Source organism: Rhodococcus sp. Ni2, from assembly GCF_021352185.1.
GTDB lineage: Bacteria > Actinomycetota > Actinomycetes > Mycobacteriales > Mycobacteriaceae > Rhodococcus_F > Rhodococcus_F qingshengii.
The window spans coordinates 2,072,081-2,094,206 of sequence record NZ_WOXZ01000001.1 but is presented as its reverse complement, the minus strand read 5'-3'; the positions used below and the strand labels follow the sequence as shown (position 1 = coordinate 2,094,206).

The 22,126-nt window shown below is 62.7% G+C and carries 15 protein-coding genes; 11 read left to right on the top strand and 4 right to left on the bottom strand.

The genetic code is table 11. The annotated features are described in order from the left end of the window. Positions 1-82: 82 nt before the first annotated feature. A complete protein-coding gene (locus GN300_RS10280; RefSeq protein ID WP_042450598.1) occupies positions 83-1,516 on the top strand; it encodes a uracil-xanthine permease family protein in 1,434 nt (477 codons plus the stop codon). 87 nt (positions 1,517-1,603) lie between these two features. On the opposite strand, the gene GN300_RS10275 is transcribed toward GN300_RS10280, so the two are convergent. The 4 genes from GN300_RS10275 to upp all read right to left on the bottom strand — a co-directional run bounded on the left by GN300_RS10275 (position 1,604) and on the right by upp (position 7,041). Beyond that, positions 1,604-3,115: a carboxyl transferase domain-containing protein gene (locus GN300_RS10275; RefSeq protein WP_063315389.1), complete on the bottom strand. Its 1,512-nt coding sequence runs from the start codon at positions 3,113-3,115 to the stop codon at positions 1,604-1,606. After that, positions 3,112-4,338: a CaiB/BaiF CoA-transferase family protein gene (locus tag GN300_RS10270; protein ID WP_007735210.1), complete on the bottom strand. Its 1,227-nt coding sequence runs from the start codon at positions 4,336-4,338 to the stop codon at positions 3,112-3,114. Before GN300_RS10270 ends, GN300_RS10275 begins: the two co-directional genes overlap by 4 nt. A gap of 289 nt (positions 4,339-4,627) precedes the next feature. Next, positions 4,628-6,325: a PucR family transcriptional regulator gene (locus GN300_RS10265; RefSeq protein WP_063315390.1), complete on the bottom strand. Its 1,698-nt coding sequence runs from the start codon at positions 6,323-6,325 to the stop codon at positions 4,628-4,630. A gap of 92 nt (positions 6,326-6,417) precedes the next feature. Next, positions 6,418-7,041 carry a uracil phosphoribosyltransferase gene (gene upp, locus GN300_RS10260; protein ID WP_007735207.1) on the bottom strand — a complete coding sequence of 208 codons (624 nt, stop codon included), beginning with the start codon at positions 7,039-7,041 and terminating at the stop codon, positions 6,418-6,420. A 223-nt stretch (positions 7,042-7,264) separates the two neighbouring features. Between upp and GN300_RS10255 the strand changes: the two genes are divergently transcribed. The 10 genes from GN300_RS10255 to GN300_RS10210 all read left to right on the top strand — a co-directional run bounded on the left by GN300_RS10255 (position 7,265) and on the right by GN300_RS10210 (position 22,121). Beyond that, positions 7,265-8,374 (top strand): ring-opening amidohydrolase, encoded by a 1,110-nt coding sequence (locus tag GN300_RS10255; protein ID WP_007735206.1) that lies wholly within the window; start codon positions 7,265-7,267, stop codon positions 8,372-8,374. Positions 8,375-8,499: 125 nt separating this feature from the next. Next, complete coding sequence (locus GN300_RS10250) at positions 8,500-9,978, top strand: amidase (RefSeq protein ID WP_063315391.1); 1,479 nt, start codon at positions 8,500-8,502, stop codon at positions 9,976-9,978. Positions 9,979-10,018: 40 nt separating this feature from the next. Next, entirely contained in the window at positions 10,019-11,242 is a 1,224-nt protein-coding gene (locus tag GN300_RS10245; RefSeq protein ID WP_063315392.1) for an aspartate aminotransferase family protein, read from the top strand. A 292-nt stretch (positions 11,243-11,534) separates the two neighbouring features. After that, positions 11,535-12,974 carry a uracil-xanthine permease family protein gene (locus GN300_RS10240; RefSeq protein WP_003945984.1) on the top strand — a complete coding sequence of 480 codons (1,440 nt, stop codon included), beginning with the start codon at positions 11,535-11,537 and terminating at the stop codon, positions 12,972-12,974. A gap of 89 nt (positions 12,975-13,063) precedes the next feature. Further along, complete coding sequence (locus GN300_RS10235) at positions 13,064-13,966, top strand: xanthine dehydrogenase family protein subunit M (protein WP_042448023.1); 903 nt, start codon at positions 13,064-13,066, stop codon at positions 13,964-13,966. A 2-nt stretch (positions 13,967-13,968) separates the two neighbouring features. Continuing rightward, complete coding sequence (locus GN300_RS10230) at positions 13,969-14,613, top strand: (2Fe-2S)-binding protein (RefSeq protein ID WP_003946048.1); 645 nt, start codon at positions 13,969-13,971, stop codon at positions 14,611-14,613. Beyond that, the gene (gene cutA / locus GN300_RS10225) at positions 14,610-17,132 is read left to right on the top strand and encodes an aerobic carbon-monoxide dehydrogenase large subunit (protein ID WP_042448026.1); all 2,523 of its coding nucleotides are present in this window, start codon (positions 14,610-14,612) and stop codon (positions 17,130-17,132) included. The genes GN300_RS10230 and cutA overlap by 4 nt, the downstream gene beginning before the upstream one ends. Beyond that, positions 17,129-17,800 carry a carbon monoxide dehydrogenase subunit G gene (locus GN300_RS10220; protein WP_007735490.1) on the top strand — a complete coding sequence of 224 codons (672 nt, stop codon included), beginning with the start codon at positions 17,129-17,131 and terminating at the stop codon, positions 17,798-17,800. Before cutA ends, GN300_RS10220 begins: the two co-directional genes overlap by 4 nt. Positions 17,801-18,081: 281 nt before the next feature. Beyond that, positions 18,082-20,181: a hydantoinase/oxoprolinase family protein gene (locus GN300_RS10215; protein WP_003946077.1), complete on the top strand. Its 2,100-nt coding sequence runs from the start codon at positions 18,082-18,084 to the stop codon at positions 20,179-20,181. Further along, on the top strand, positions 20,181-22,121 hold the full coding sequence (locus GN300_RS10210; protein ID WP_063315393.1) for a hydantoinase B/oxoprolinase family protein: 1,941 nt from the start codon (positions 20,181-20,183) through the stop codon (positions 22,119-22,121). The genes GN300_RS10215 and GN300_RS10210 overlap by 1 nt, the downstream gene beginning before the upstream one ends. Positions 22,122-22,126: the final 5 nt, after the last annotated feature.

The following is a 22,126-nucleotide window of genomic DNA, read 5'->3' as shown; positions in this document are numbered from 1 at the left end:
GCGTTTCACTCCAGTCACGGTGTTTTGTGAGCTGGAGCACACTCAGCGTTCGGACACCTTCCTCTGCACGAAAGGTCCCATCATGCCGATTTGGACGTTGCACGGAGATGGAAAGAACATCAAACCGGGTGAAGTGGTCGCTCCCGGCGAGCGGCTCAGCTGGGGAAGAACCATCGGGCTGGGCAGCCAGCACGTGGTGTCGATGTTCGGCGCGACGTTCGTCTTCCCGATCATCATGGGGCTCAATCCTCAACTTGCCGTGATGATGTCGGGTTTCTGTACGCTCTTCTTCCTGCTGGTGGTCAAGGGACGCATCCCCAGCTACCTCGGTACGTCGGCGGCCTTTGTCGGTGGTATCGCCGCCATTCGTGCCCAGGGCGGAACATCCGCAGAGGTGACCGGCGCGATCCTGGTGTCCGGACTGGTCCTGGCGGCCATCGGTATCGCGATCCACTTCCTCGGTGGCCGGGTCGTATTCAAGGTTCTTCCCCCGGTGGTGACCGGCGCAGTGGTGATGCTGATCGGATTCAACCTGGCACCCGTCGTCGCGGGGCTCTACTGGCCACAGGACCAGTGGGTGGCTCTGATCGTCATGGTGGCCCTGATCGTCATGAGTATCGCGCTACGCGGCTTCATGGCGCGCATCGCCATCTTCCTGGCGCTGATCTTCGGCTACGTCCTCTCCTGGATCCTCGACCGGGTCTCGGGGACGATCACCTCCTACGACGCAGGCACCGGTCAGATCACCGAGCACTTCCGCGTCAACTGGGATTCGGTGCAGTCGGCGTCGTGGTTCGGGCTTCCGCCGTTCTCGGACGAGGCCAACGGAATCGTCGGCATCCACGCTCCGTCGTTCAGCCTCACGTTCATCATCCTGGTCCTTCCGGGTGTCATCGCGTTGATCGCGGAGAACGCGGGCCACGTCAAGGCCGTGGCCGAGATGACCGGGGACGACCTCGACCCGTACATGGGACGTGCGCTCGCCGGTGACGGTTTCGCCACCGCTATCGCCAGCAGCGTCGGCGGTTCGCCCACCACGACGTACGCCGAGAACATCGGTGTCATGGCAGCGACCCGTGTGTACTCCACCGCCGCCTACGCGGTTGCCGGCATCGTCGCCATGATGCTCGGCTTCTCCCCCAAGTTCGGTGCCGTCATCTCGGCGACGCCCGGCGGTGTTCTCGGCGGAATCACCGTGGTGCTCTACGGCATGATCGGCCTTCTCGGCGCCAAGATCTGGAAGGAGAACGGCGTCGACTTCGGCAATCCGCTCAACCTGATGCCGATCGCGGCCGGTCTGATCATCGGTATCGGCGACACGGCCCTGAAGTTCAGTGACACGTTCTCGCTCAGCGGCATCGCGCTCGGCACCATCGTCGTGATCGGGATGTACCACCTGTGCCAGTTCATCGGTTCGAAGAACCCGGAACTGAATGCGAAGAATCCGGAACCGAACAAGCCGGATTCGAAGACTCCCGGCGGCGAGCGGGAGGAACCCGCCAAGCAACTCACGTGACGCTTGGCTGAGTGTGCTCGATCGACGAAGGCCGGACATCCTCCGCGGAGGATGTCCGGCCTTTCCGGTGTTCTGGGTACTGATCGATCAGACGGAGGTACTGGCTTCGACCAGGCCGATACGGTCGATGCGTTCGGTGCGGGTGTTGAGCCGTTCAGTCGCATCGGTAGCACTGAGCACGCTCAGCTCGTAGTGCAGTACCGTTCCGACTCGAGTGCAGAAGGCGGCGGATTCGTCCGCGGCATCGGGAAATTCGGGGATGACCCGATCGACGATGCCGCCCGCGAGCAGATCGAAGGACCTGATCCCTTGACTGGCTGCCATGTCCGGCGCGTGCGTGACGTCGTGGAACATGATCGCGCTCGCACCTTCGGGAGGTAAGGGCGAGAGCCAACCGTGGCGGGCCGCCAGCACTCGATCGGCCGGAATCAGTGCCAGGGCGCCGCCGCCCGTGCCCTGCCCGAGCAGGAGGGAAATGGTGGGGACCTCGAGTGAAATCATGTCGGCTATGCACCGAGCGATCTCGCCCGCCAGTCCGCCTTCTTCGGCCTCCTTCGACAGTGCCGCGCCCGCTGTGTCGATGATCGTCACCAGCGGCAGGTCGAGTTCTGCGGCCAGCCGCATACCTCGCCGAGCCTCCCGCAGAGCGCCGGGGCCGAGTGGGGAGTGAGCAGTCTGTCCGCGCCGGTCCTGTCCGAGAAGGACGCAGGGCATGTCGCCGAAGCGAACGAGCGCGAGCATGATGCCGGGATCGTTCTCGCCTTGGCCGGTTCCGTTGAGCGGGAGCATGTCCGAGGCGGAATTGAGCAACACTTCCCGTATCCCCGGTCGGTCTTCGCGCCGGGATGCGACGACGGATTCCCACGCCGACGTATCGGGTGGGCAATCGTACGAGCACGGGTCACTGGGCAATAAGTACCCACGATGCGCCCCGGTGATGATGCGCAATGCGCGTTCGACGATTTCGGCGAGCTGGTCTGGCGGCCTCACTGCATCGATGAGTCCGTGCTCGTGAAGGTTCTCCGCTGTCTGGACACCGGCGGGGAAAGGTGAGTTGTACAAGGCCTCGAACACTCGAGGGCCGAGGAATCCGACGAGGGCCCCCGGTTCCGCGATCGTCACGTGACCGAGTGATCCCCAGGACGCGAATACGCCTCCGGTGGTGGGGTTTCGGAGATAGACGATGTAGGGCAGGTGCGCTTCTTTGTGCTTGATGAGCGCCGCGGTGATCTTGACCATCTGCAAAAACGCCGTCGTCCCCTCCTGCATACGCGTTCCCCCGGACGTGGGAAGCGCAAGAAGGGGCAGCTGCTCTTGGGTGGCTCGACGGATGGCGACGACGAGGCGTTCTCCCGCCGCCACGCCGATCGAACCACCGAGAAAACCGAACTCGCAGACAATGATTGCCACACGGCGGCCTCGGACGGAGGCGCTTCCGGTCAGGACGGACTCGTCGAGTCCGGTCTTCTCCTGGGCCCGCAGAAGTGCTTCGGCGTAATCGGAGTCGGTCGCGACGGGAATCGGAGGGGTATCCCACGACTCCCAGGTGCCGGCATCGATCACCAGGTCGAGCAAGTCGCGAGCCGTCAGGCGGTTCATCGGGTGAATCCTTGTAGCCATGACATGATTTCGTCAGTGTCTTCACCGAGAACCGGAGGTGCAGTGTGGCGGGTCTCCGTCACTTCGGTTCCGTCCGGATCGAAAAATCGTAGCGGTGGACCGGGCAGTGTGATGTTTCCGAGCGTGCTGTGGTCGACGTCGACGAGCAATCCCTGTGATCGGGTCTGCTCCCATTCGTACACTTCGGAGATCGTCCGAACCCGTCCTGCCGGTACTCCGATGCGGTCGAGTTCGGTCAGAAGCTCGTCACGCGAGTACGGCTTGAAGGTACGTTCGATCAATTCGACGACCTGGAAATGATTTTCGACGCGTTCGGCGTTTGTTGCCATACCCGGGGCGTCAGGGTCGAGGTCGAATCCTTCGCAGAATCTTCTCCACAGGCTTTCGCTGCCGACCGAGATCTGCACTGCGCCATCGCCGGTACGAAAGAGCCCGTACGGTGCGATGGAGGGATGGTGGTTGCCCTGCGCTGTGCCTACCTCACCGGCGACGGTCCACTTCGTTCCTTGAAACGCGTGAACACCGACCACGCTGGCCAAGAGCGACGTTCGGACAACGCGGCCTTTCCCCGTCTGTTCGCGTTCCTTCAAAGCCGCGACGACACCGAACGCCCCGTACATTCCGGCGAGAAGATCGGCGATCGGAACTCCGACTCGTTGAACGTCGTCCGGACTCGAGCCGGTCAGCGACATGAGTCCGGCTTCCCCCTGGGCGATCTGGTCGTAGCCGGCGCGACCGCCTTCCGGGCCGTCGTGGCCGAAACCGCTGATGGACAGAACGATCAGTCGAGGATTGAGTTCGGCCAGCCGCTCGGTCGAGAATCCGAGTCGATCGAGAACTCCGGTGCGAAAGTTCTCCATGAGAACATCGGCGCGGCAGACGAGATCTTCGAGGGTCGCTCGCCCACTGTCGGATTTCAGATCGAGCGTGATCGACTTCTTGTTCCGGTTCGTGGACAGAAAATACGTCGATTCCCGTTGTGTGTTCGGTGGTTCCAACGTGGGCTCCACAAAAGGCGGCCCCCACCCACGGGTGTCGTCGCCGCCGTGAGGTGATTCGACCTTGATCACGTCGGCACCCAGATCGCCGAGCATCATTGCCGCGTGAGGACCCGCGAGTGCGCGCGTGAGGTCGACGACTATCACGTCGTGTAACGGACCACTACGAGCACTTGTGTTGTGAGGCTTCGAAGTCGAGTTCATGTCGCACCGCCGTGTTCTGGTGTAATTGGCTGAGCCAGTTGGTGGTTGAGGCCTCCGTAGTTCGGTCGACTCCGGTCCGCTGGACCGAGAAACCGGCCAGGGCCACTGAAGGAGGTATGTGCGGCCCGTCTTTCGAACCGTAAGCGGGCACCGGTGAACGGCACATGGGTAACCTTGCCGACGACGGGTGTCAGTGGTGGGTAAGAAGTGACGAACGCTCACCGGGCGGCGCGATTGCGGTTGTATCGAACCGTTATCGGGACGTTCTGTCAGCTCATATCGTGCGAAGTCATGACATTTCGTGCATCTTCATGACCTGCAGGGCGAGTGAGACGTTCAATCGAAGGACGGGGTCGTCGGTGAACGATCCGACGACGCTCTCCAGCTTTCCGATTCTGTAACGCAAAGTGTTGTAGTGCATGTGCAGCGCCCGGGAGGCCTCGGCGACATTGCAATTGCAGTCGAGCAGGGTCTGGAGTGTCAGACGCAGGTCAGCGGCTTCGGCGTTGTCCTCCGACAAGGACTTCAGAACGTCATCGGTGAACGAACGCAGTTCGCTCTTGTCCGTCTGGAGCGAGAGGAGTCGGTGTACACCGAGTTCGTCGAAGTGTGCGATCTGCCCCGGCCCGTTGATACGTCGGCCGACGACCACGGCTGTACAGGCTTGGTCGTAGGCCGCGGGTAGATCGGCCAGGGAGTAGATCACCCGGCTCACTCCCGTGCTGAAGGATCGGCGGCCGCTGGTGCGATCGCCGGCAACCTTGCGCACCAACCCTTCGATGTCCCGAACCGCACGGTCGGTGCTGGTCGGGAAAAGCGTGACCACCTCGTGTCGAAACCCGACGGACGGCGCCGTCCGCTCGTGTGTTCGTACCACTTGTTGCCAGCCGTCGCTGAGTCGATCTTGGTCCGTGCGAGTGGAATTCGCGTGCTGGGATTCCGGGTGATCGACGTCGAGTTCTGCAACCACAACGGCAAGTGGACGAGTGACATCCCACCCCAACTGGGTGAAGTGCGCGCTCACTTCCGCAGGCGAGCCGGCTTCGCCTATCAGTGCGTCACGGAGGAAGTCGCCGCGGAACTTGGATTCCACTGCCGCAACTGCCAGCTGTTTGGTGACGGCCAGCGCGGCAACGGTGGCCGCTCGCTCCAGCGCTTGAACGACAACTGCGCCGAGTTCGTGGGTGCCGGCGTACGCCACCATCCGGCCGTGGTCGGTGCCGCCGGCCACCACTCGGGTGAGCGCCAACTGGCCGGGAAATCCCTTGGGCGCGTTCTGTAAACCGACGGCGACCCGCTCGGTCAGGAACCGACCGGTGCTTTCGAACAACGGAAGCGCGTTCAGCGCGGCTGAATCCCCGGCCTCGGTCAATACCCTTCCGTCCGGCGAGCAGATGAGAACGCTGACGTCGAAAAGCGCGGCGAATTCTGCGGCAATCTGAGGTAGATCGCCACCTTCCAAGACGATCGACGTCAACGAGCGGTGAAGTCGATCGGCAATGTCGAGTGCCGCGGACTGCTTCGCCACCAACTTGGTGAAGACCTCCGAGATCACCTCGTCGAATCCCGCGGTGACGGGAAGAACCAACAGCGGAAGCCCTCGCTGCTCTGCCATGTGCAGCATCGCCTCGGGCAGCTCGTCGAGATAACGGCCCGTTTTCACGGCAAGTGCCGCGACTCCTCGACGTGCAAGACCGTCGACGAGGTCACTGAGATCTGTGTCGTCGAGAAGCTCGCCGGTTCGCCCGTAGCGCAGCGGGAACCCGGTTGTCACCAACAACTCGTTCGGCTTCACCCAAGCGAGGATGTCCGGTACTTCCATCACGTTCACCGATTGAACGAGGTGGCGTAAGCCCCCGTGCCCGGCAAGGACTTCGGCTCCACGCAGACTGGGCAGCTCGAGGACATCCCGAACTGTGAGTCTGTAGTCGCCACCTTCTGGCAAATGTTGAAGCTCTTCGCTCGAATATTTGGCAGATCTATCCATGTCGCGAGACTACGCTCGATCACGCGACGAACATTGTCAACAGTTGACGAAAATAGCCTCTCGAAATGAGCGGTTCTCCGTATGTCTGCCAACTACCGCGGCCCGAATTGGCGATCGCCCGCGTCTCCGAGTCCAGGTATCAGGAAAGCATTTTCGTTCAGGCCGTCGTCGATGCTCGCTGTGAGGAGCCGGACCGGATGTCCGGAGTTCTTCAGTGCTTCGATCCCCTCCGGAGCCACGACGACACATATTGCAGTCACATCGGTGGCTCCGCGTGCAATGAGCAGATCGATTGTGCGGACGATGGATCCACCGGTCGCCAACATCGGATCGAGGACGTAGACGGGGGTGCTCGACAGATCAGCTGGCAGGGACTCGAGATACGGAACCGGCTGGTGTGTCTTCTCGTCTCGTGCCATTCCCACGAAACCGACGCCTGCCTGCGGAATGAGGGCACTCGCCTGTTCGACCATGCCGAGGCCCGCTCGCAAGACCGGGACCAGGAGCGGTGGATTCGCCAGCCGCACCCCCAGCGTCGGAGCAACTGGCGTCTCGATGTCGAACTGTTCCAGTTCTGCGCCGCGCATGGCCTCGTAGACCAACATATGGGTCAGTCTGCGCAAGGCGGACCGGAACGTTGCGTTGTCGCTGCGAGCGTCGCGCATGGTCGTGAGCAGCGATGCCGCCAGCGGATGGTCGACAACAGTGGTGTCCATGGTCGAATCGTAAGTGAGAACCGATGGGGCGGCGCACAACCGGTGATTCGGAGTCGAAATAACCAATCGCGGTTTTCGTTTGGGCAAGTATTGACGATGCCGATGGGTTCGAGTCGTCATAGCGTGGTCGACACGGCAGTTCCGAACCGCTCGGCTGGACTGGGCGCCCGGAGCTGTCAAGGCCCAATTTTGCCTCCACGATTCCCTATACAAGGAGATGCCAATGCCCGAAGCAATCGAGGTCCGTAAGGTTCCGCTACACAGCGTCTCCGACGCCAGTGAGCTCGCCAAGCTGATCGACGACGGTGTCCTCGAGGCCGACCGCGTCATTGCAGTCATCGGCAAAACCGAGGGTAACGGCGGCGTCAACGACTACACGCGCATCATCGCGGACCGAGCGTTCCGAGAGGTTCTCTCCGCCAAGGGTAATCGCAGCCCCGAAGAAGTGGCGGAGGTGCCGATCGTCTGGTCCGGCGGCACGGACGGCGTGATCAGCCCGCACGCGACGATCTTCGCGACCGTGCCGGCAGACAAGGTCACCAAGACCGACGAGCCGCGACTGACCGTGGGTGTCGCCATGAGTGAGCAACTGCTGCCCGAGGACATCGGCCGTACGGCCATGATCACCAAAGTTGCTGCGGCAGTGAAAGACGCGATGGCCAATGCCGGCATCACCGATCCCGCCGACGTGCACTACGTACAGACCAAGACTCCGTTGCTGACAATTCACACCATCCGTGACGCCAAGAGCCGCGGCAAGACTGTGTGGACCGAACAGACTCATGAGTCGATGGACCTGTCCAACGGCGGAACGGCTCTGGGGATCGCGGTTGCGCTCGGCGAAATCGACATGCCGACCGACGAGGATGTCATGCACAGCCGCGAACTCTTCTCCTCTGTCGCATCCTGCTCGTCCGGCGTCGAGTTGGACCGCGCGCAGATCGTCGTCGTCGGTAACGCACGTGGCGTCGGCGGACGCTACCGGATCGGCCACAGCGTGATGAAGGATCCGCTCGACCAGGACGGCATCTGGGCGGCGATCCGTGACGCCGGACTCGAACTTCCGGAGCGGCCGCACTCGAGCGACCTGGACGGTCAACTCGTCAACGTGTTCTTGAAGTGCGAGGCCAGTCAGGACGGAACGGTCCGTGGCCGTCGTAATGCGATGCTCGACGACTCCGACGTGCACTGGCACCGCCAGATCAAGTCGTGTGTCGGCGGAGTCACGGCAGCTGTCACCGGCGATCCGGCAGTGTTCGTCTCGGTATCGGCAGCGCACCAGGGTCCCGAGGGCGGCGGCCCAGTCGCTGCCATCGTCGATCTCGGTCAGTAGTAGGCAAGAACCTCGCTGGAAACCTCGACAGTCGCGCCGCCACCGGCAATTCGTCCTCGAATCAGTTGCCGGTGTCGGCGAGTCCGCCGCGGCGTACCCCACTTCACTGCTTGAAAGGATTCACGATGGTTCATGCTGCTGACCCTGTCGACGAGAGCGTTTCCGGTGCGCCCGAGAATCGCGAACTCGTCATGGCCGATGCGGTCACGCTCAGTGGTCTGATACGCAGGCGTGAAGTGTCGTGTGTCGAGGTGATGGACAGCTTCCTCGATCAGATCGAATTACATAACCCGGCGGTGAACGCGATCGTCGCATTGCGGGATCGGGAAGCGTTGACGGCGGAGGCGCGCGAGCGTGATTCGCAGTTGGCGAGTGGGCAGTATCTCGGTTGGATGCACGGGTTTCCGCATGCGGTGAAGGATCTTTCGGCAGCCAAGGGTCTGCCGTTCACGTCCGGGTCGCCGATGTTCGCGGATCGAATCGCCGAAGATGACGAACTGTTCGTCAAGCGGATCAGGTCTGCCGGTGCCATTGTGATCGGCAAGACGAACACACCGGAGTTCGGGCTCGGATCCCAGACGTACAACCCGGTGTGGGGTACGACGGTGTCGCCGTACGACCATTCGCGCACTGCCGGCGGTAGCAGCGGTGGCGCCGCAGCGTCGTTGGCGCTCCGCATGTTGCCGGTGGCTGATGGAAGCGATTACATGGGTTCGCTCCGAAACCCGTCGGCATTCAACAACGTTGTTGGGTTTCGACCATCCTGGGGTCGGATACCGGAGACGGGATTCATCGCTCAGGGCGCCGTTGTGGGCCCGATGGGCCGAACCGTCACCGACGTGGCTCACCTGCTTTCCACGATGGCGGGGCCGGATGCTTATGCACCGTTGGGGATTCGTGAGGATCCCGCGGTATTCACCGAAAGCCTCGCACGTGATCTGAAGGGCTCTCGGATCGCATGGGTCGGTGACTGGAACGGTTACCTGGCAACCGAACCTGGAGTTCTCGAGTTGTGCGAATCCTCGTTCGAGGTCTTCGAACAGTTGGGGTGCCGCGTCGAGGCGGCGCTTCCCGACTTCAAACCCGAGGACATCTGGCAACTGTTCTTGCGGTGGCGTTGGTGGGCACAGCTCGGCTTGATCGATCAGTACAACGATCCGAGCTTGCGCGAGTTGATGAAGCCCGAACTGTTGTGGGAACTCGAGCACGCGGTCACACTGTCGGCTCTCGACGTGACCAAGGCCGCGGAGGCCCGCAACGGCTGGCTGTCGGCCATTACCAAGATGTTCGAAACCTACGACTACATTCTCGCGCCGAGTGCTCAGGTGTTTCCTTTCGACAAGAACACTCACTGGCCCGAGACCGTCGACGGGCGGTCGATGGACACGTATCACCGGTGGATGGAGACGGTTGTTCCCTGGACGATGGCCGGGGTTCCGGTTGCGGGGATGCCGGTCGGCTTCGACGATCGTTCGCTTCCCATGGGTATCCAGATCATCGGTCGGCACGGAGCCGACTTGGACGTACTCCAACTCGCCTACGCATTCGAGCAGGCAACCCAGTGGGTCGAGCGGGTTCTTCCGCCCGCACTCCGCGTGAACTGACCGATCTATTTCGAACGTATCCAGTTGGGAGAGAACGACGATGGCTTCGGCATTGTGGCACGGGTTCGCGGACATGGGCGCTGTGGAGAAGAACGGCGCGTTTGTCGTCTCTCGCGGTGAGGGCGCGTACATCTGGGACCGCGAGGGCACTCGGTATCTGGATGCGACGGCGGGCCTGTGGTTCACCAATGTCGGGCACGGGCGCACGGAGATCGCGGATGCGGTGGCGGCTCAGTTGTCGAAGATCGCTCATTTCTCGAATTTCGGTGATTTTGTTCCCGAGACCACGCAGGTGTTGGCCGAGCGTCTGGCGGCCATCGCGCCGGTTGCCGGGAGCAAGATCTTCTTCACCTCGGGTGGTTCGGATTCGGTGGACACTGCGGCGAAGCTGGCTCGCCGGTACTGGCACGAGGTGGGGCAGCCGGAGAAGGCGATCATCGTCGGACGCCAGAAGGCGTATCACGGAATGCACGTTGCGGGAACGGCTCTCGCTGGTATTCCGGTGAACCGTGAGGGGTACGGCGAGCTGATGGCGGATGCGGCGACGGTCGGCTGGGATGATGCGAAGAGCCTGCTCGAGTTGATCGAGCGGGTCGGTGCGAACAAGATCGCTGCGTTCTTCGCGGAGCCGATCATCGGTGCGGGTGGGGTGTATCTGCCGCCGGAGGGGTATCTGGCCGAGGTGCGTGACATCTGCCGTGAGCACGACATTCTGTTTGTCGTCGACGAGGTCGTGACCGGTTTCGGTCGTATCGGTGGTGAGTGGTTCGCGTCCACTCGTTTCGATTTGCAGCCTGACATGATGACCACGGCAAAGGGTTTGACGTCGGGTTACGTTCCGATGGGTGCGGTGTTCATCGCGCCGCGGGTGGCGGAGCCGTTCTATGCCGGTTCGTGGTGGCGTCATGGGTACACCTACGGCGGGCATGCCGGTGCTGCTGCGGCGGCGATGGCGAACCTCGACATTCTCGAGCGTGAGAATCTGCTCGCGGAGTCGAAGCGTTTGGAGGCGTCGTTGCATACGCATCTGCAGCCGCTGGCGGAGCATCCGCGGGTGGCGGAGGTTCGTAGTGGGCTCGGTGCGGTTGCTGCGGTGCAGTTGGCTGATCCGGCGGAGGCGTTGCCGTTCGTGAAGACGCTTCGCGAGCATGGTATTTCGGGTCGCGCGGCGGGTCAGGGTGCGATGCAGATTTCGCCGACGTTTGTCATGACCGATGATCAGGTCGCGGAGATGGCAGCAGGGATCCTCGCAGCCCTCGGCTAGGACTGTCGTTTTCCGTTGACAGACATCGTGTTACGGAATCATTAAGCCGAAGAAAATGTTTGGGCCCTTCGTGGCGTGGTCCTCATTTCGGTCGAAACTGCCTCCAACACTGACGATGACCCCTGCCCGCATCATCTGCCACCATTGTTGCCAATCTCGGTGAGTGGGTTCTGGCAGATTGTCATCACGTCCAAATCTCGTTCCTGCATTAGCGTTTCACTCCAGACACGGTGTTTGTGAGCTGGGGCACAAAGCATTTCGAACACCTTCCTCCTTTGCGAAAGGTCTCGTCATGCCGATCTGGACGTTGCACGGAGACGGAAAGAACATCGGAGCCGGTGAAGTGGTCGCTCCCGGCGAGCGACTCAGTTGGGCGAGAACCATCGGGTTGGGCGGCCAGCATGTCGTGTCGATGTTCGGCGCGACGTTCGTCTTCCCGATCATCATGGGCCTCAATCCTCAACTTGCCGTGATGATGTCAGGCTTTTGTACGCTCTTCTTCCTGCTGGTGGTCAAGGGGCACGTCCCCAGCTACCTCGGAACATCCGCAGCTTTTGTCGGTGGCGTTGCCGCCATTCGTGCCCAAGGTGGAACGACGGCCGAAGTGACCGGTGCGATTCTGGTGTCGGGGTTGGTTCTGGGATTCGTCGGCATCGCCATCCACTTTCTCGGCGGTGGCGTCATCAGTAAAGCGCTACCGCCGGTGGTCACCGGCGCTGTGGTGATGTTGATCGGCTTCAACCTGGCGCCTGTGGTCGCGGGGTTGTACTGGCCGCAGGATCAGTGGGTGGCACTGATCGTGATGGTTGCACTGATCGTGATGAGCGTTGCGCTACGCGGCTTCCTGGGACGTATCGCCATTCTCGTCGCGCTGGTTTTCGGCTACATCTTCTCGTGGGTCCTCGACCGGCTCTCCGGTCCGATCACGTCCGCCAGTGGTAGCGGCGCACCCACCGAGCACTTTCGTGTCAACTGGGATTCGGTGCACTCGGCGTCCTGGTTCGGGTTGCCGCCGTTCTCGGACGAAGCCAACGGGATCGTCGGTATCCACGCTCCCTCGTTCAGCCTCACGTTCATCGTTCTGGTGCTTCCCGGTGTCATCGCACTGGTCGCGGAAAACGCCGGACACGTCAAGGCGGTCGCCGAAATCACGGGCGACGATCTCGACCCGTACATCGGACGCGCCATTGCCGGTGACGGTTTTGCCACCGCCATCGCCAGCGCAGTAGGCGGCTCCCCCACTACGACGCATGCCGAGAACATCGGTGTCATGGCTGCCACGCGGGTGTACTCGACCGCCGCGTACGTGATTGCGGGTTTCATCGCGATCCTGCTCGGCTTCTCGCCCAAGTTCGGAGCAGTCATGGCGGCGACGCCCGGCGGCGTCCTGGGCGGAATTCTTGTGGTTCTGTTCGGCATGATCGGTCTGCTCGGCGCCAAGATCTGGAAAGAGAACGGCGTCGACTTCGGGAACCCGCTGAATCTGATGCCGATTGCCGCCGGTCTGATCATCGGTATCGGCGACACGGCGCTGAAGTTCAGTGACACGTTCTCGCTCGGAGGTATCGCGCTCGGCACCATCGTCTTGATCGTGATGTACCACCTCTGCCGGCTCGTAGGGTCCTGGAACCCTGAACTGAACAGGCCGAAGTCCGGCAGGCGGCCGGGCGCAACGCCGGGGGCGAATGCGTCAGATGACGAACGCGAAGAGCCCGTGGCGCAGCTCACGTGATGCCAAGTTGAATGTATGCCAGGTATGACCCGTGACCGTTGTCACATCTGCACAAAACGTGAAGTGACTCATAGAGGCAGGATTGAGTAATGAAACCGTCGCCGCTGACTTATCACCGACCGTCCTCGGTCGAGGACGCGTGCCGAATCCTCTCCGAGGTCTCTCACGAGGGGAAGGTGCTCGCCGGTGGGCAATCGCTTGTGCCGCTGCTGTCCATGCGCCTCGCCGCGCCCGCCCACATCGTCGACATCGGATCGATCCCGAACCTCGCTTCGGTGACCTCGTCCGAAGACGAAGGAGTGCGGTTCCAGGCCCTGGCCACGCACTCGGTGCTGGCGGCCGACGAAGGTGCTCGTCGAGTCCAGCCTCTGCTGAACCGTGCTCTGCAGTTGGTAGCGCACCCCACGATCCGTAACCGCGGGACGAGCGTCGGCTCCATCGTCCATGCCGATCCGTCGGCGGAGATGCCGGCAGTCCTGACGCTGCTCGGGGGCAGCGTGACCGTCCAGTCGGTGCGTGGCACCCGCGAGATCGCGTCGACGGATCTCTTCGCCGGCCCTCTCGAGTCGAGCCTGGAATCAGACGAGATCGCGGTGTCGGTGTCGGTGCCCGCCGCCGAACCCGGCGTGGGAACCGCCATCGACGAGATCGCGCGTCGTCACGGTGACTATGCACTGGTCGGTGTCGTCGCCCGGATTCGCGTGGTCGACGGTCTGGTGGCCGAAGCGCACATGACGTACGTGTCCGCCGGAGAGCTGGGGCAGGTCGTGGACTACACGGACGTGCTGGCGGGGGCGTCGGCGACGGATCAGCGGGACCCGCGGTGGCGCACCCTCGGGGAATGCGCCCGCGCGCAGATAGATACCGAGGCAGACATTCACGGGACGGCGGCGTACCGCTCGCAGTTGGTGTCCGCGCTCACGGCGCGGGTCGGCTTCGCGGCGGCAACGGATGCTCTCAGTGAGAACGCAGTACTGGCAGGAAAGTGGTGACAATGTCCAAAAACGATCGCTCCATCGATGATCAACTTGCCGAGCTGGCAGCGGATACCGGTGAGCACCATGTAGCTGTCACGTTCACGCTCAACGAGGTGACGAACACCGTCGTTCTTCCCTCCCGCACTCTGGCTTCGGATGCCATTCGTCACCACCTCCGTAAGACGGGCACGCACGTGGGTTGTGAACACGGCGTGTGTGGTGCGTGCACCGTGCTGCTCGACGGAAAGCCTGTTCGATCCTGCCTCGTCCTCGCGGCCAGCCTCGAAGGTCGATCGATCACCACCGTCGAAGGCCTCGTCGAGCCGGACGGCACTTTGCATCCGGTTCAGCAGGCGTTCAAGGATTGTCACGGTCTGCAGTGCGGATTCTGCACTCCGGGATTCGTGACGACCATCGCGGCATTTCTCGAGGAGAACCCCAACCCCACGCGGGAGGAAGCTACCGACGCGATAGCGGGAAACCTCTGCCGTTGTACGGGGTACCAGAACATCAGGGCGTCGGTTCTGCGCGCAGCCGAGATCAAGCGTGAACGGGCCGGGCAGTTCCCGCTCGGAATCGACGACGCGTCCACTCGGGAGGCGTTGGATCGTAAAGTGCGGGGAACAACGAATCCCGTCGGAGGACGGGCGGGTAAGGCATGAGTACTCCGGTCAAACCAGCAAAGCGCAACGGGGCGAAGCATCCCGCTTCCGATCATTCGACGGCCGATCATTCGGTTGCCGACGACGGCAAGTTCTTCGGCAAACCGATTCCGCGCGAGGAAGATACGCGTCTGCTCAGCGGGCAGGGGCGATACCTCGACGATCTGGGCCACAACGCGCTGATCGCGGCATTCGTCAGGTCGCCGCACGCCCATGCGCGAATCATCGACATCGACATCGATCAGGCGCTGGAAGTGCCTGGCGTACATGCCATCTACACCTACGAAGATCTCCTCGCGGACACGCCGGAAATGGCGGAGAACCTGCCACTGCTCATTCCTCATCCGGGAATCATCGCTCCGCGCAACGGGTATCCCCTCGCGAAGGACGAGGTGAAGCATGTCGGAGAAGCCATCGCCATGGTGGTCGCCGACAACCGGTACATCGCCGAGGACGCTTGCGCGAAGATCGACGTCACCTACGAGGCGCTGAAGCCTGTAGTGGGGATCGACGTCGCTCGCACCGCCGCCAACGCCGTCCACGCCGACGTTCCGGACAACGTCGCCGCTCACCTGCAGCACGGGTTCGGAGATCTGGATGCCGAACTGGCCGCCGCGCCGCACCGACTGACGCTGGATCTCGAAATCGAGCGTTCGGCTTCCATGCCGATGGAGGGCAAGGGCGTCTACGCACGTTGGGACGGTGACGAGAACACCCTCACGTTCTGGACCTCCACCCAGACGTCCACGTCCGCCCGCGCCGCAATCGCCGCGCGATTGGGGATGGCGCTGAACAAGGTTCACTGCATCGCTCCTGACGTCGGCGGCGGATTCGGCGTCAAGATCGTTCACCCGTGGCCCGAAGAAGTCATGATCACGTGGGCCGCTCGACGCCTCGGCCAGGCCGGTATCTCCTGCGAGGTGAAGTGGGTCGAGGATCGCCGTGAGCACTTCATCTCGAGCGCACACGAGCGCGGGCAGATCCAGAAGGTCGACATCGGATTCGACGACGATGGTCGTCTGTTGGCGTTCGACTTCACGTTCTGGCATGACAACGGCGCTTACCTGCCGTACGGGATCATCGTCATGATCAACACCGCGACGCAGGTTCTCGGGCCGTACAAGCCGAAGTCGTTCCGGGTCAACGCCTATTCGCTTTACACCAACACCGTGATCGTGACCCCGTACCGCGGCGCCGGACGTCCGCAGGCCGTGTTCGCGATGGAGCGATCCATGGACGCCATCGCCAAGTACCTGAACAAGGACAAGATCGCGGTGCGGGAGGCGAACTTCATTCGCCCCGAGGACATGCCGTACGACTTCGGCCTGATGTTCCAGGACGGACGCCCGTTGATCTACGACACGGGCGACTACCAGGCGGGCATCGACAAGCTCAAGAAGCTCATCGACTGGGACGGATTTCCCGAGTACCAGAGGAAGGCTCGTGCCGAAGGTCGGTCGGTCGGCATCGGTATCGGCGCGTACGTCGAGGGAACCGGACCCGGACCCTACGAGGGTGCGCACGTCGTGGTCGAGACGTCCGGAAAGGTCAAGGCCGCAACAGGCCTGACGACGCAGGGTCAGGGCCACCAGACCGCGTTCGCCCAGATCGTTGCGGACGACCTCGGAGTCAAGGTCTCCGACGTCGAGATCGTCACGGGTGATACCCGCCGGTTCGGTTATGCCGTCGGCACTTTCGCCTCGCGTGGTGCGGTCATGTCAGGTTCGGCCTTCCACGTCGCAGCGCAGATGGTCGCGGAGAAGGCGAAGAAGATCGCGTCCGGAATCCTGGATCTGCCGGAAACCGAACTGGAACTCCGGGAAGGGCACGTGTGCAAGATCGGCACCGAAGCCGGAGTGGAGGGTACGTCCGTACCGCTGAGTGTTGTTGCCGTGCTGTCGAACCCGCTACGATATGCGTTCGACCGTGAGTCGAAGCTGGCCACCGGTTTCGCCAAGACCGACACGGACATGTCGAAGCCGCCGATTCCCGAGGGTGAGCAGCCCGGTCTGGAAGCAACCGGCTACTACTCGCCGCCCAGTTCCACCTTCGCTTCGGGAGTGCACGCGGCGATCGTCGAAACCGATCCCGTGACAGCCGAGATCACGGTCCGTCGTTACGTTGTCATCCACGACTGCGGAAACGTGATCAACCCCCGCATCGTCGAAGGTCAGGTCATGGGCGCCGTCGCGCAAGGTATCGGCGGCGCACTCTACGAGCGGATCGTCTACGACGAGCACGGGCAGATGCTCAACGCGTCGTACATGGACTTCTTGATGCCGTTCGTCACCGAGATGCCGGATTCGCTCGAGATGGATCACACCGTCACGCCGTCGGGACTCAACCCGCTCGGAATGAAGGGTGCCGGTGAGGCGGGTGTGATCCCCACCAGCGCCGTCATCGCGGCTGCCATCGAGGACGCCGAAGGAATCTCGATCACGTCCATGCCCATTTCACCGTCCGAACTGTTCGAACTTCGACTCGCACACGCGGGTTCGTCATCAGAGGAGAATGCATGAGAATCGCCGGCACCGCGCAGCTGACGGCACCTCGCGAAGAGGTCTACGACAAGCTCCAGGACGGTCGTGTACTGGCCGCGACCATTCCCGGTGTGCAGTCGCTCGAGCAGCTCACGGACAATCACTACAAGCTCTCCATCATGGCGGGAGTTGCGTCGATCAAGGGCGTCTACGACGGCGAGGTTGTTCTGTCGCAACAGAATCGGCCCAATTCGTTTGTCATGACGGCTTCGGGGGCGGGTGCTCCCGGCACGGTGAAGGCGGACGTCACGGTCACCTTGACGGAGAACGAGGGTGGCACGCTGCTTTCGTATGACGCCGACGCCGTGGTCGGCGGGATGGTCGGCGGCGTCGGGCAGCGCATGATCACCGGTGTAGCCAAGAAGATGGCCGGGGTGTTCTTCAAGAGCATCGACGGCGTCATTGCCAACGGCATCCCCGAGAAGGTCACTGCCGCCGTGGCGGCGGCGGTACCGGCAGTGGCGGTCGAAGGCGCGCCGGTAGTTTCCGGAGCTGTCGCGGCACCGGCGGTTCTCCCGGCCGCTGCACCGACAGCGGGCGGCACAGATGCTCGCACGGTGATGGTCAGCGCCGTCGTCGGCGCAGCCATTGCTTTGTCAGGTGTTGCTATAGGCGGATTCCTGGCGCGTTCTGGTTGTCGCGAGTAGTTCACTCAGGTGTCAACAGCTGATTTGCGATGAGGGAAACGCCCCGAACCGACCAGGTTCGGGGCGTTTTTCACGTCCGCGTAACCCACGGGGGCGCCGGCGAAGATCCGCTCGTGATCGTGCGCCGAACCTTGGTCCCCCGATTCGGCGAATTGTGACAAAGAATCCGCTCTTCCGAACCTGTGGAATAGCTCTACACGTCAGGTACGAGCCACTTACCGGCTAGGCCGCAACCGTCGATCGGTACCAGACGAGACGAGCCAAAGATCTCAGGAGGAAGCGTGGAACCCAGGAAGATTCGGGTCGGTATCGATACCGGCGGAACGTTCACCGACATCGTGGCAGTGGACGACGAAACCGGCGCCATCGTCACCACCAAGACCCCGTCCACCCCGGCGGACCCCGCCGAGGGCTTTCTCGCCGGTATCGAGAAGGTACTCGCCAAGCTCGGTGAGAGTGGCGACTCGATCGGTGCGGTCAGCCACGGTACGACCGTAGCGACGAACAAGCTGCTCGAAGGCAAGGTCGAGAACCTCGGCTTCATCACCACCGAGGGCTACGAGCACGTTCTCGAAATCGCTCGTCAGTCGGTGCCGGACGGTTACGGCAACTCGTACTTCTGGGTCAAGCCCGAACGCATCGTCCCCGCCGATCGTGTACGCACCGTCGGTGGACGCCTTTCCTTCGACGGCAGCGAGATTCGTCCGCTCGACGAAGAGAGCGTTCGCAGCGCAGCGCAGTTCTTCAAGGACCGCGGGATCCGGACCATCGGCGTCTGCCTCATGCACTCGTACGCCGATCCGACGCACGAGGAGCGCGTACGCGACATCCTCTTCGAAGTTTTCCCCGATGCGACGGTGAGCATCTCGAGCCAGGTGCTGCGTGAGTACCGCGAATACGAGCGGTCCATCACCACACTCGTGGACGCCGCGGTCAAGCCGAACATCCGCAACTACGTGAACAACATCGCGAATCGTCTGCGTGAGTTCTCGACCACCGACGGTGAACCCCGCGACATCCCGTTCTACGTCATGAAGTCCAACGGCGGTGTCCTGTCGGCCAAAGAGGTTGTTCACCAGCCTATTACGACAGTCCTGTCGGGACCGGCCGCCGGAGCCCTCGGTGCTGCGCTGATCGCCGACGCCGCCGGCGTCGAGCAGGTGTTGACCTGTGACGGCGGCGGAACGTCGACGGATGTCACCGTCGTGGTTCGCGGCGAGCCCGCGCTGACCACCGAAGGGCGAGTGGGCAACTACCCGTCGAAGATCCCGATGATCGACGTCGTGACCGTCGGCGCCGGTGGTGGGTCGATCGCGTGGATGACGCCGGAACACACCCTCCGAGTCGGCCCTCAGTCGGCCGGCGCCGATCCCGGACCGTTGTGCTACGGCAAGGGCGGCAGCGAACCGACCATCACCGACGCGCACGTCCTGCTCGGTCGCATCCCACCCCACCTGCTCGGTGGCGAGATTCCTCTCGACACGGAATTGGCACGCAAGGGCCTCGAAGAGCTTGCAACACAGCTCAGTCTGGGCTTCGAGGAGTGCGCGGTCGGCGTCCTCGAGGTCTCGGCGTGGAACCAGGCCAACGCCCTGCGTCAGATCACCGTCAAGCGTGGCCTCGACGTTCGCGACTTCACCCTCGTGACGTTCGGCGGCTCCGGCTCGCTGCTCGCCTGCCGTCTCGTCGACATCCTGGGTCTGAAAGACGTTCTCGTCCCGCTCAATCCGGGTAACGTCTCCGCGTTCGGTCTGCTGACGGTCGATGTCCGCAACGACTACGTCCAGACGCATGTCAGTCGTCACGACCGGTTGAAGGCTGAAGACCTGCAGAGCCAGTTCGACGCGCTGGCCGGCGAAGCCGAGATTGCGCTTGCCGAAGAGGGTTTCGACGAGACGCAGCGCAAGTACTCTCGTACTGCGGATCTGCGCTACCTCGGTCAGGCATTCGAGGTGCGCGTCCCGGTGGCGGAAGGTACCGTCACGGCGCAGATCATGGACGACGCGGCCGAGGCGTTCCACCAGGCGCACCGCGAACTGTACGGCTACGACTTCCGGGGAGACCCGTCGCAGCACGTGGAATGGGTCAACCTGCGCGTGAGTGGCATCGGCCCGATCAAGCGTCCGACGCTCAAGGAGATCCCGGCCGGCACCGGCGCCGACACCGCTCGAACCGGTTCGCGTCAATCGTATTTCGACAGCTGGGTCGAAACGGCCACTTACGATCGCACACTGCTCGGTGCGGGTGACGTCATCGAAGGACCGGCCGTGATCGAGGAGTTCAGCTCGACTGTCCCGATCCATCCCGGATTCTCGGCACGTATCGACACCTTCGGGAACATTCGTATCTCGAAGTCTTCCGACTCGAACGGAGTGAAGTGATGACCGCCATTCTCGATGCTGCTGCTGCCACCGCGGCCAAGCCGTACCGACTCACCGCTACCGACGGCGCGTCACCTGACCCGATTCTGGTCGAGATCGTCGCCGGTTACCTTGCCAGCGTGGAAATGGAGGTGGAGACCTCCATTTCGCGCACCTCGCGCTCACCGATGATCCGTGACGCTCACGACTTCCGTGCCGGTATTCACGACCGGAACCTCCGCAAGCTCACGGGCCGTTCGTATTCCGCCCTGGTTCATCCGATCGCCCGGGACTTCCCACTCGAGACGATGAAGCCGGGAGACGTGTACTTCCACAACGACGTCTACCTGTCCGAAGGTGGCATCGGCCATCTCCCCGACCTCTGCGTCACGGTGCCTGTCTTCGCCCGCGTCACTCCCGATGCCGAGCCGAAGGTTGTTGCGTTCGTTCAGGCATTCGGTCACCACGACGACATCGGCGGTTGCTGCCCCGGCTCCATGCCGTCCGGCGCGACCACGGTGTACGAAGAGGGACTGATGGTTCCGCCGATCAAACTGTGGGACCAGGGAGTTCCCAACGAGGCGGCGCTGCGAATCATGACGCGTAACTCCCGCATGCCCGACGCTCTCGCAGCTGACCTCGACGCCGAGTGCTCGGCGTGCCTGATGGGTGCGCGTCGACTCACCGAATTGTTCGAGCGCTACGGCGTCGACACCGTCGAGTCGTGCTTCGACGCGATGATGGACGCGACCACCGAGACGTACCGCCGCGAGATCCTCAGCAAGATCCCGGTCGGTGAGTACACGTGGGAGGACTACGCCGAGCACGACGGCGTCGACGAACCGATGCTCCACATCCAGCGGATCACGCTCACGAAGACGCGGCCGGAGGACGAGGGCGGCGAGCGACTCATCCTGGACTTCAACGGAACCGGACCGCAGGCAAAGGGTCCGATCAACCACTGCGGTGACTACGCGGACGGAAACTTCCTCATCAAGTGGTTGGCCCCGATTCTGCGTAACCTCGCGGACACCCCGGAGCGCATGGCCGAACTCGATGTCAACGAGGGCGTCGTACCGCTGATCGAGATGAAGTTCCCCGAAAAGGGAACATTGATCACCCCGATCTTCCCTGCCCCCACCAACGCGCGCACGTTCGTCATCCTCCGTCTGCTCGGAGTGCTGGCCGGCGTCGTGGCCAAGGCTGTGGACGGCAACATGCCCGCCGATCAGGAGACCATCAGGTACACCGGTGTTTACGGTGAGGACTTCGAGGGTCACTCGTACCTCATGCGTGAGGTGCTCGGCGGAGGTTCCGGCGGACGCTACTACGCCGACGGCGAGGACACGATTCACGTCGTTCCCGATTCACGGAACCTGCCGACCGAATTCACCGAGAGCCGTTTCCCCTTCATCGTCGAAAAGCTCGGTCTGGCCATGGATTCCGACGGAGCCGGACGCTACCGCGGCGGTCTGGGATACGAGAAGCACATCCGCATGCTCAAGGATGCTCACTTCATGTCCATCGCGGACCGTTCGATTCTCGCCTGCTGGGGAGTCAAGGGTGGCAAGGCCGGTCGGCCGTTCTCCGTCGTCCTGGATCCGGGTGGACCGAACGAGCGTGAGTTCGACGCGCTGACCGATGCCGAGCCGATCAAGGCCGGCGAGGTCGTACGGATTCGCACCACCGGTGGTGGTGGTTGGGGAGATCCCCTGGAGCGCCCGACCGAAGAGGTCTTGCGAGACATTCAGTGGCGCAAGGTTTCCGTCGAGGGCGCACGCGACGACTACGGCGTTGTCGTGATCGAGGGTGACGAGCCGACCGTCGACGAGGCTGCTACCACGGAGTTGCGGGATCAGTTGCGCTCGGAACGCGGTGAGAACGAGCCCTTCTTCGATCGGGGTCCGGGCTACGCGCAGCTTTCCGGTGGCGCCACCTCAGCGGTCTACGACTACGTCTAGGACGG

What these genes read in the sequence shown, in the direction of transcription:
- GN300_RS10280 (WP_042450598.1), top strand. Translation starts at nt 83, where the DNA reads ATGCCGATTTGGACGTTGCACGGAGATGGAAAGAACATCAAACCGGGT.
- cutA (WP_042448026.1), top strand. Translation starts at nt 14,610, where the DNA reads ATGAGTACTCCGGTCAAACCAGCAAAGCGCAACGGGGCGAAGCATCCC.
- GN300_RS10230 (WP_003946048.1), top strand. Translation starts at nt 13,969, where the DNA reads ATGTCCAAAAACGATCGCTCCATCGATGATCAACTTGCCGAGCTGGCA.
- GN300_RS10235 (WP_042448023.1), top strand. Translation starts at nt 13,064, where the DNA reads ATGAAACCGTCGCCGCTGACTTATCACCGACCGTCCTCGGTCGAGGAC.
- GN300_RS10210 (WP_063315393.1), top strand. Translation starts at nt 20,181, where the DNA reads ATGACCGCCATTCTCGATGCTGCTGCTGCCACCGCGGCCAAGCCGTAC.
- GN300_RS10245 (WP_063315392.1), top strand. Translation starts at nt 10,019, where the DNA reads ATGGCTTCGGCATTGTGGCACGGGTTCGCGGACATGGGCGCTGTGGAG.
- GN300_RS10275 (WP_063315389.1), bottom strand. Translation starts at nt 3,115, where the DNA reads ATGAACCGCCTGACGGCTCGCGACTTGCTCGACCTGGTGATCGATGCC.
- GN300_RS10255 (WP_007735206.1), top strand. Translation starts at nt 7,265, where the DNA reads ATGCCCGAAGCAATCGAGGTCCGTAAGGTTCCGCTACACAGCGTCTCC.
- GN300_RS10270 (WP_007735210.1), bottom strand. Translation starts at nt 4,338, where the DNA reads ATGAACTCGACTTCGAAGCCTCACAACACAAGTGCTCGTAGTGGTCCG.
- GN300_RS10220 (WP_007735490.1), top strand. Translation starts at nt 17,129, where the DNA reads ATGAGAATCGCCGGCACCGCGCAGCTGACGGCACCTCGCGAAGAGGTC.
- upp (WP_007735207.1), bottom strand. Translation starts at nt 7,041, where the DNA reads ATGGACACCACTGTTGTCGACCATCCGCTGGCGGCATCGCTGCTCACG.
- GN300_RS10240 (WP_003945984.1), top strand. Translation starts at nt 11,535, where the DNA reads ATGCCGATCTGGACGTTGCACGGAGACGGAAAGAACATCGGAGCCGGT.
- GN300_RS10250 (WP_063315391.1), top strand. Translation starts at nt 8,500, where the DNA reads ATGGTTCATGCTGCTGACCCTGTCGACGAGAGCGTTTCCGGTGCGCCC.
- GN300_RS10265 (WP_063315390.1), bottom strand. Translation starts at nt 6,325, where the DNA reads ATGGATAGATCTGCCAAATATTCGAGCGAAGAGCTTCAACATTTGCCA.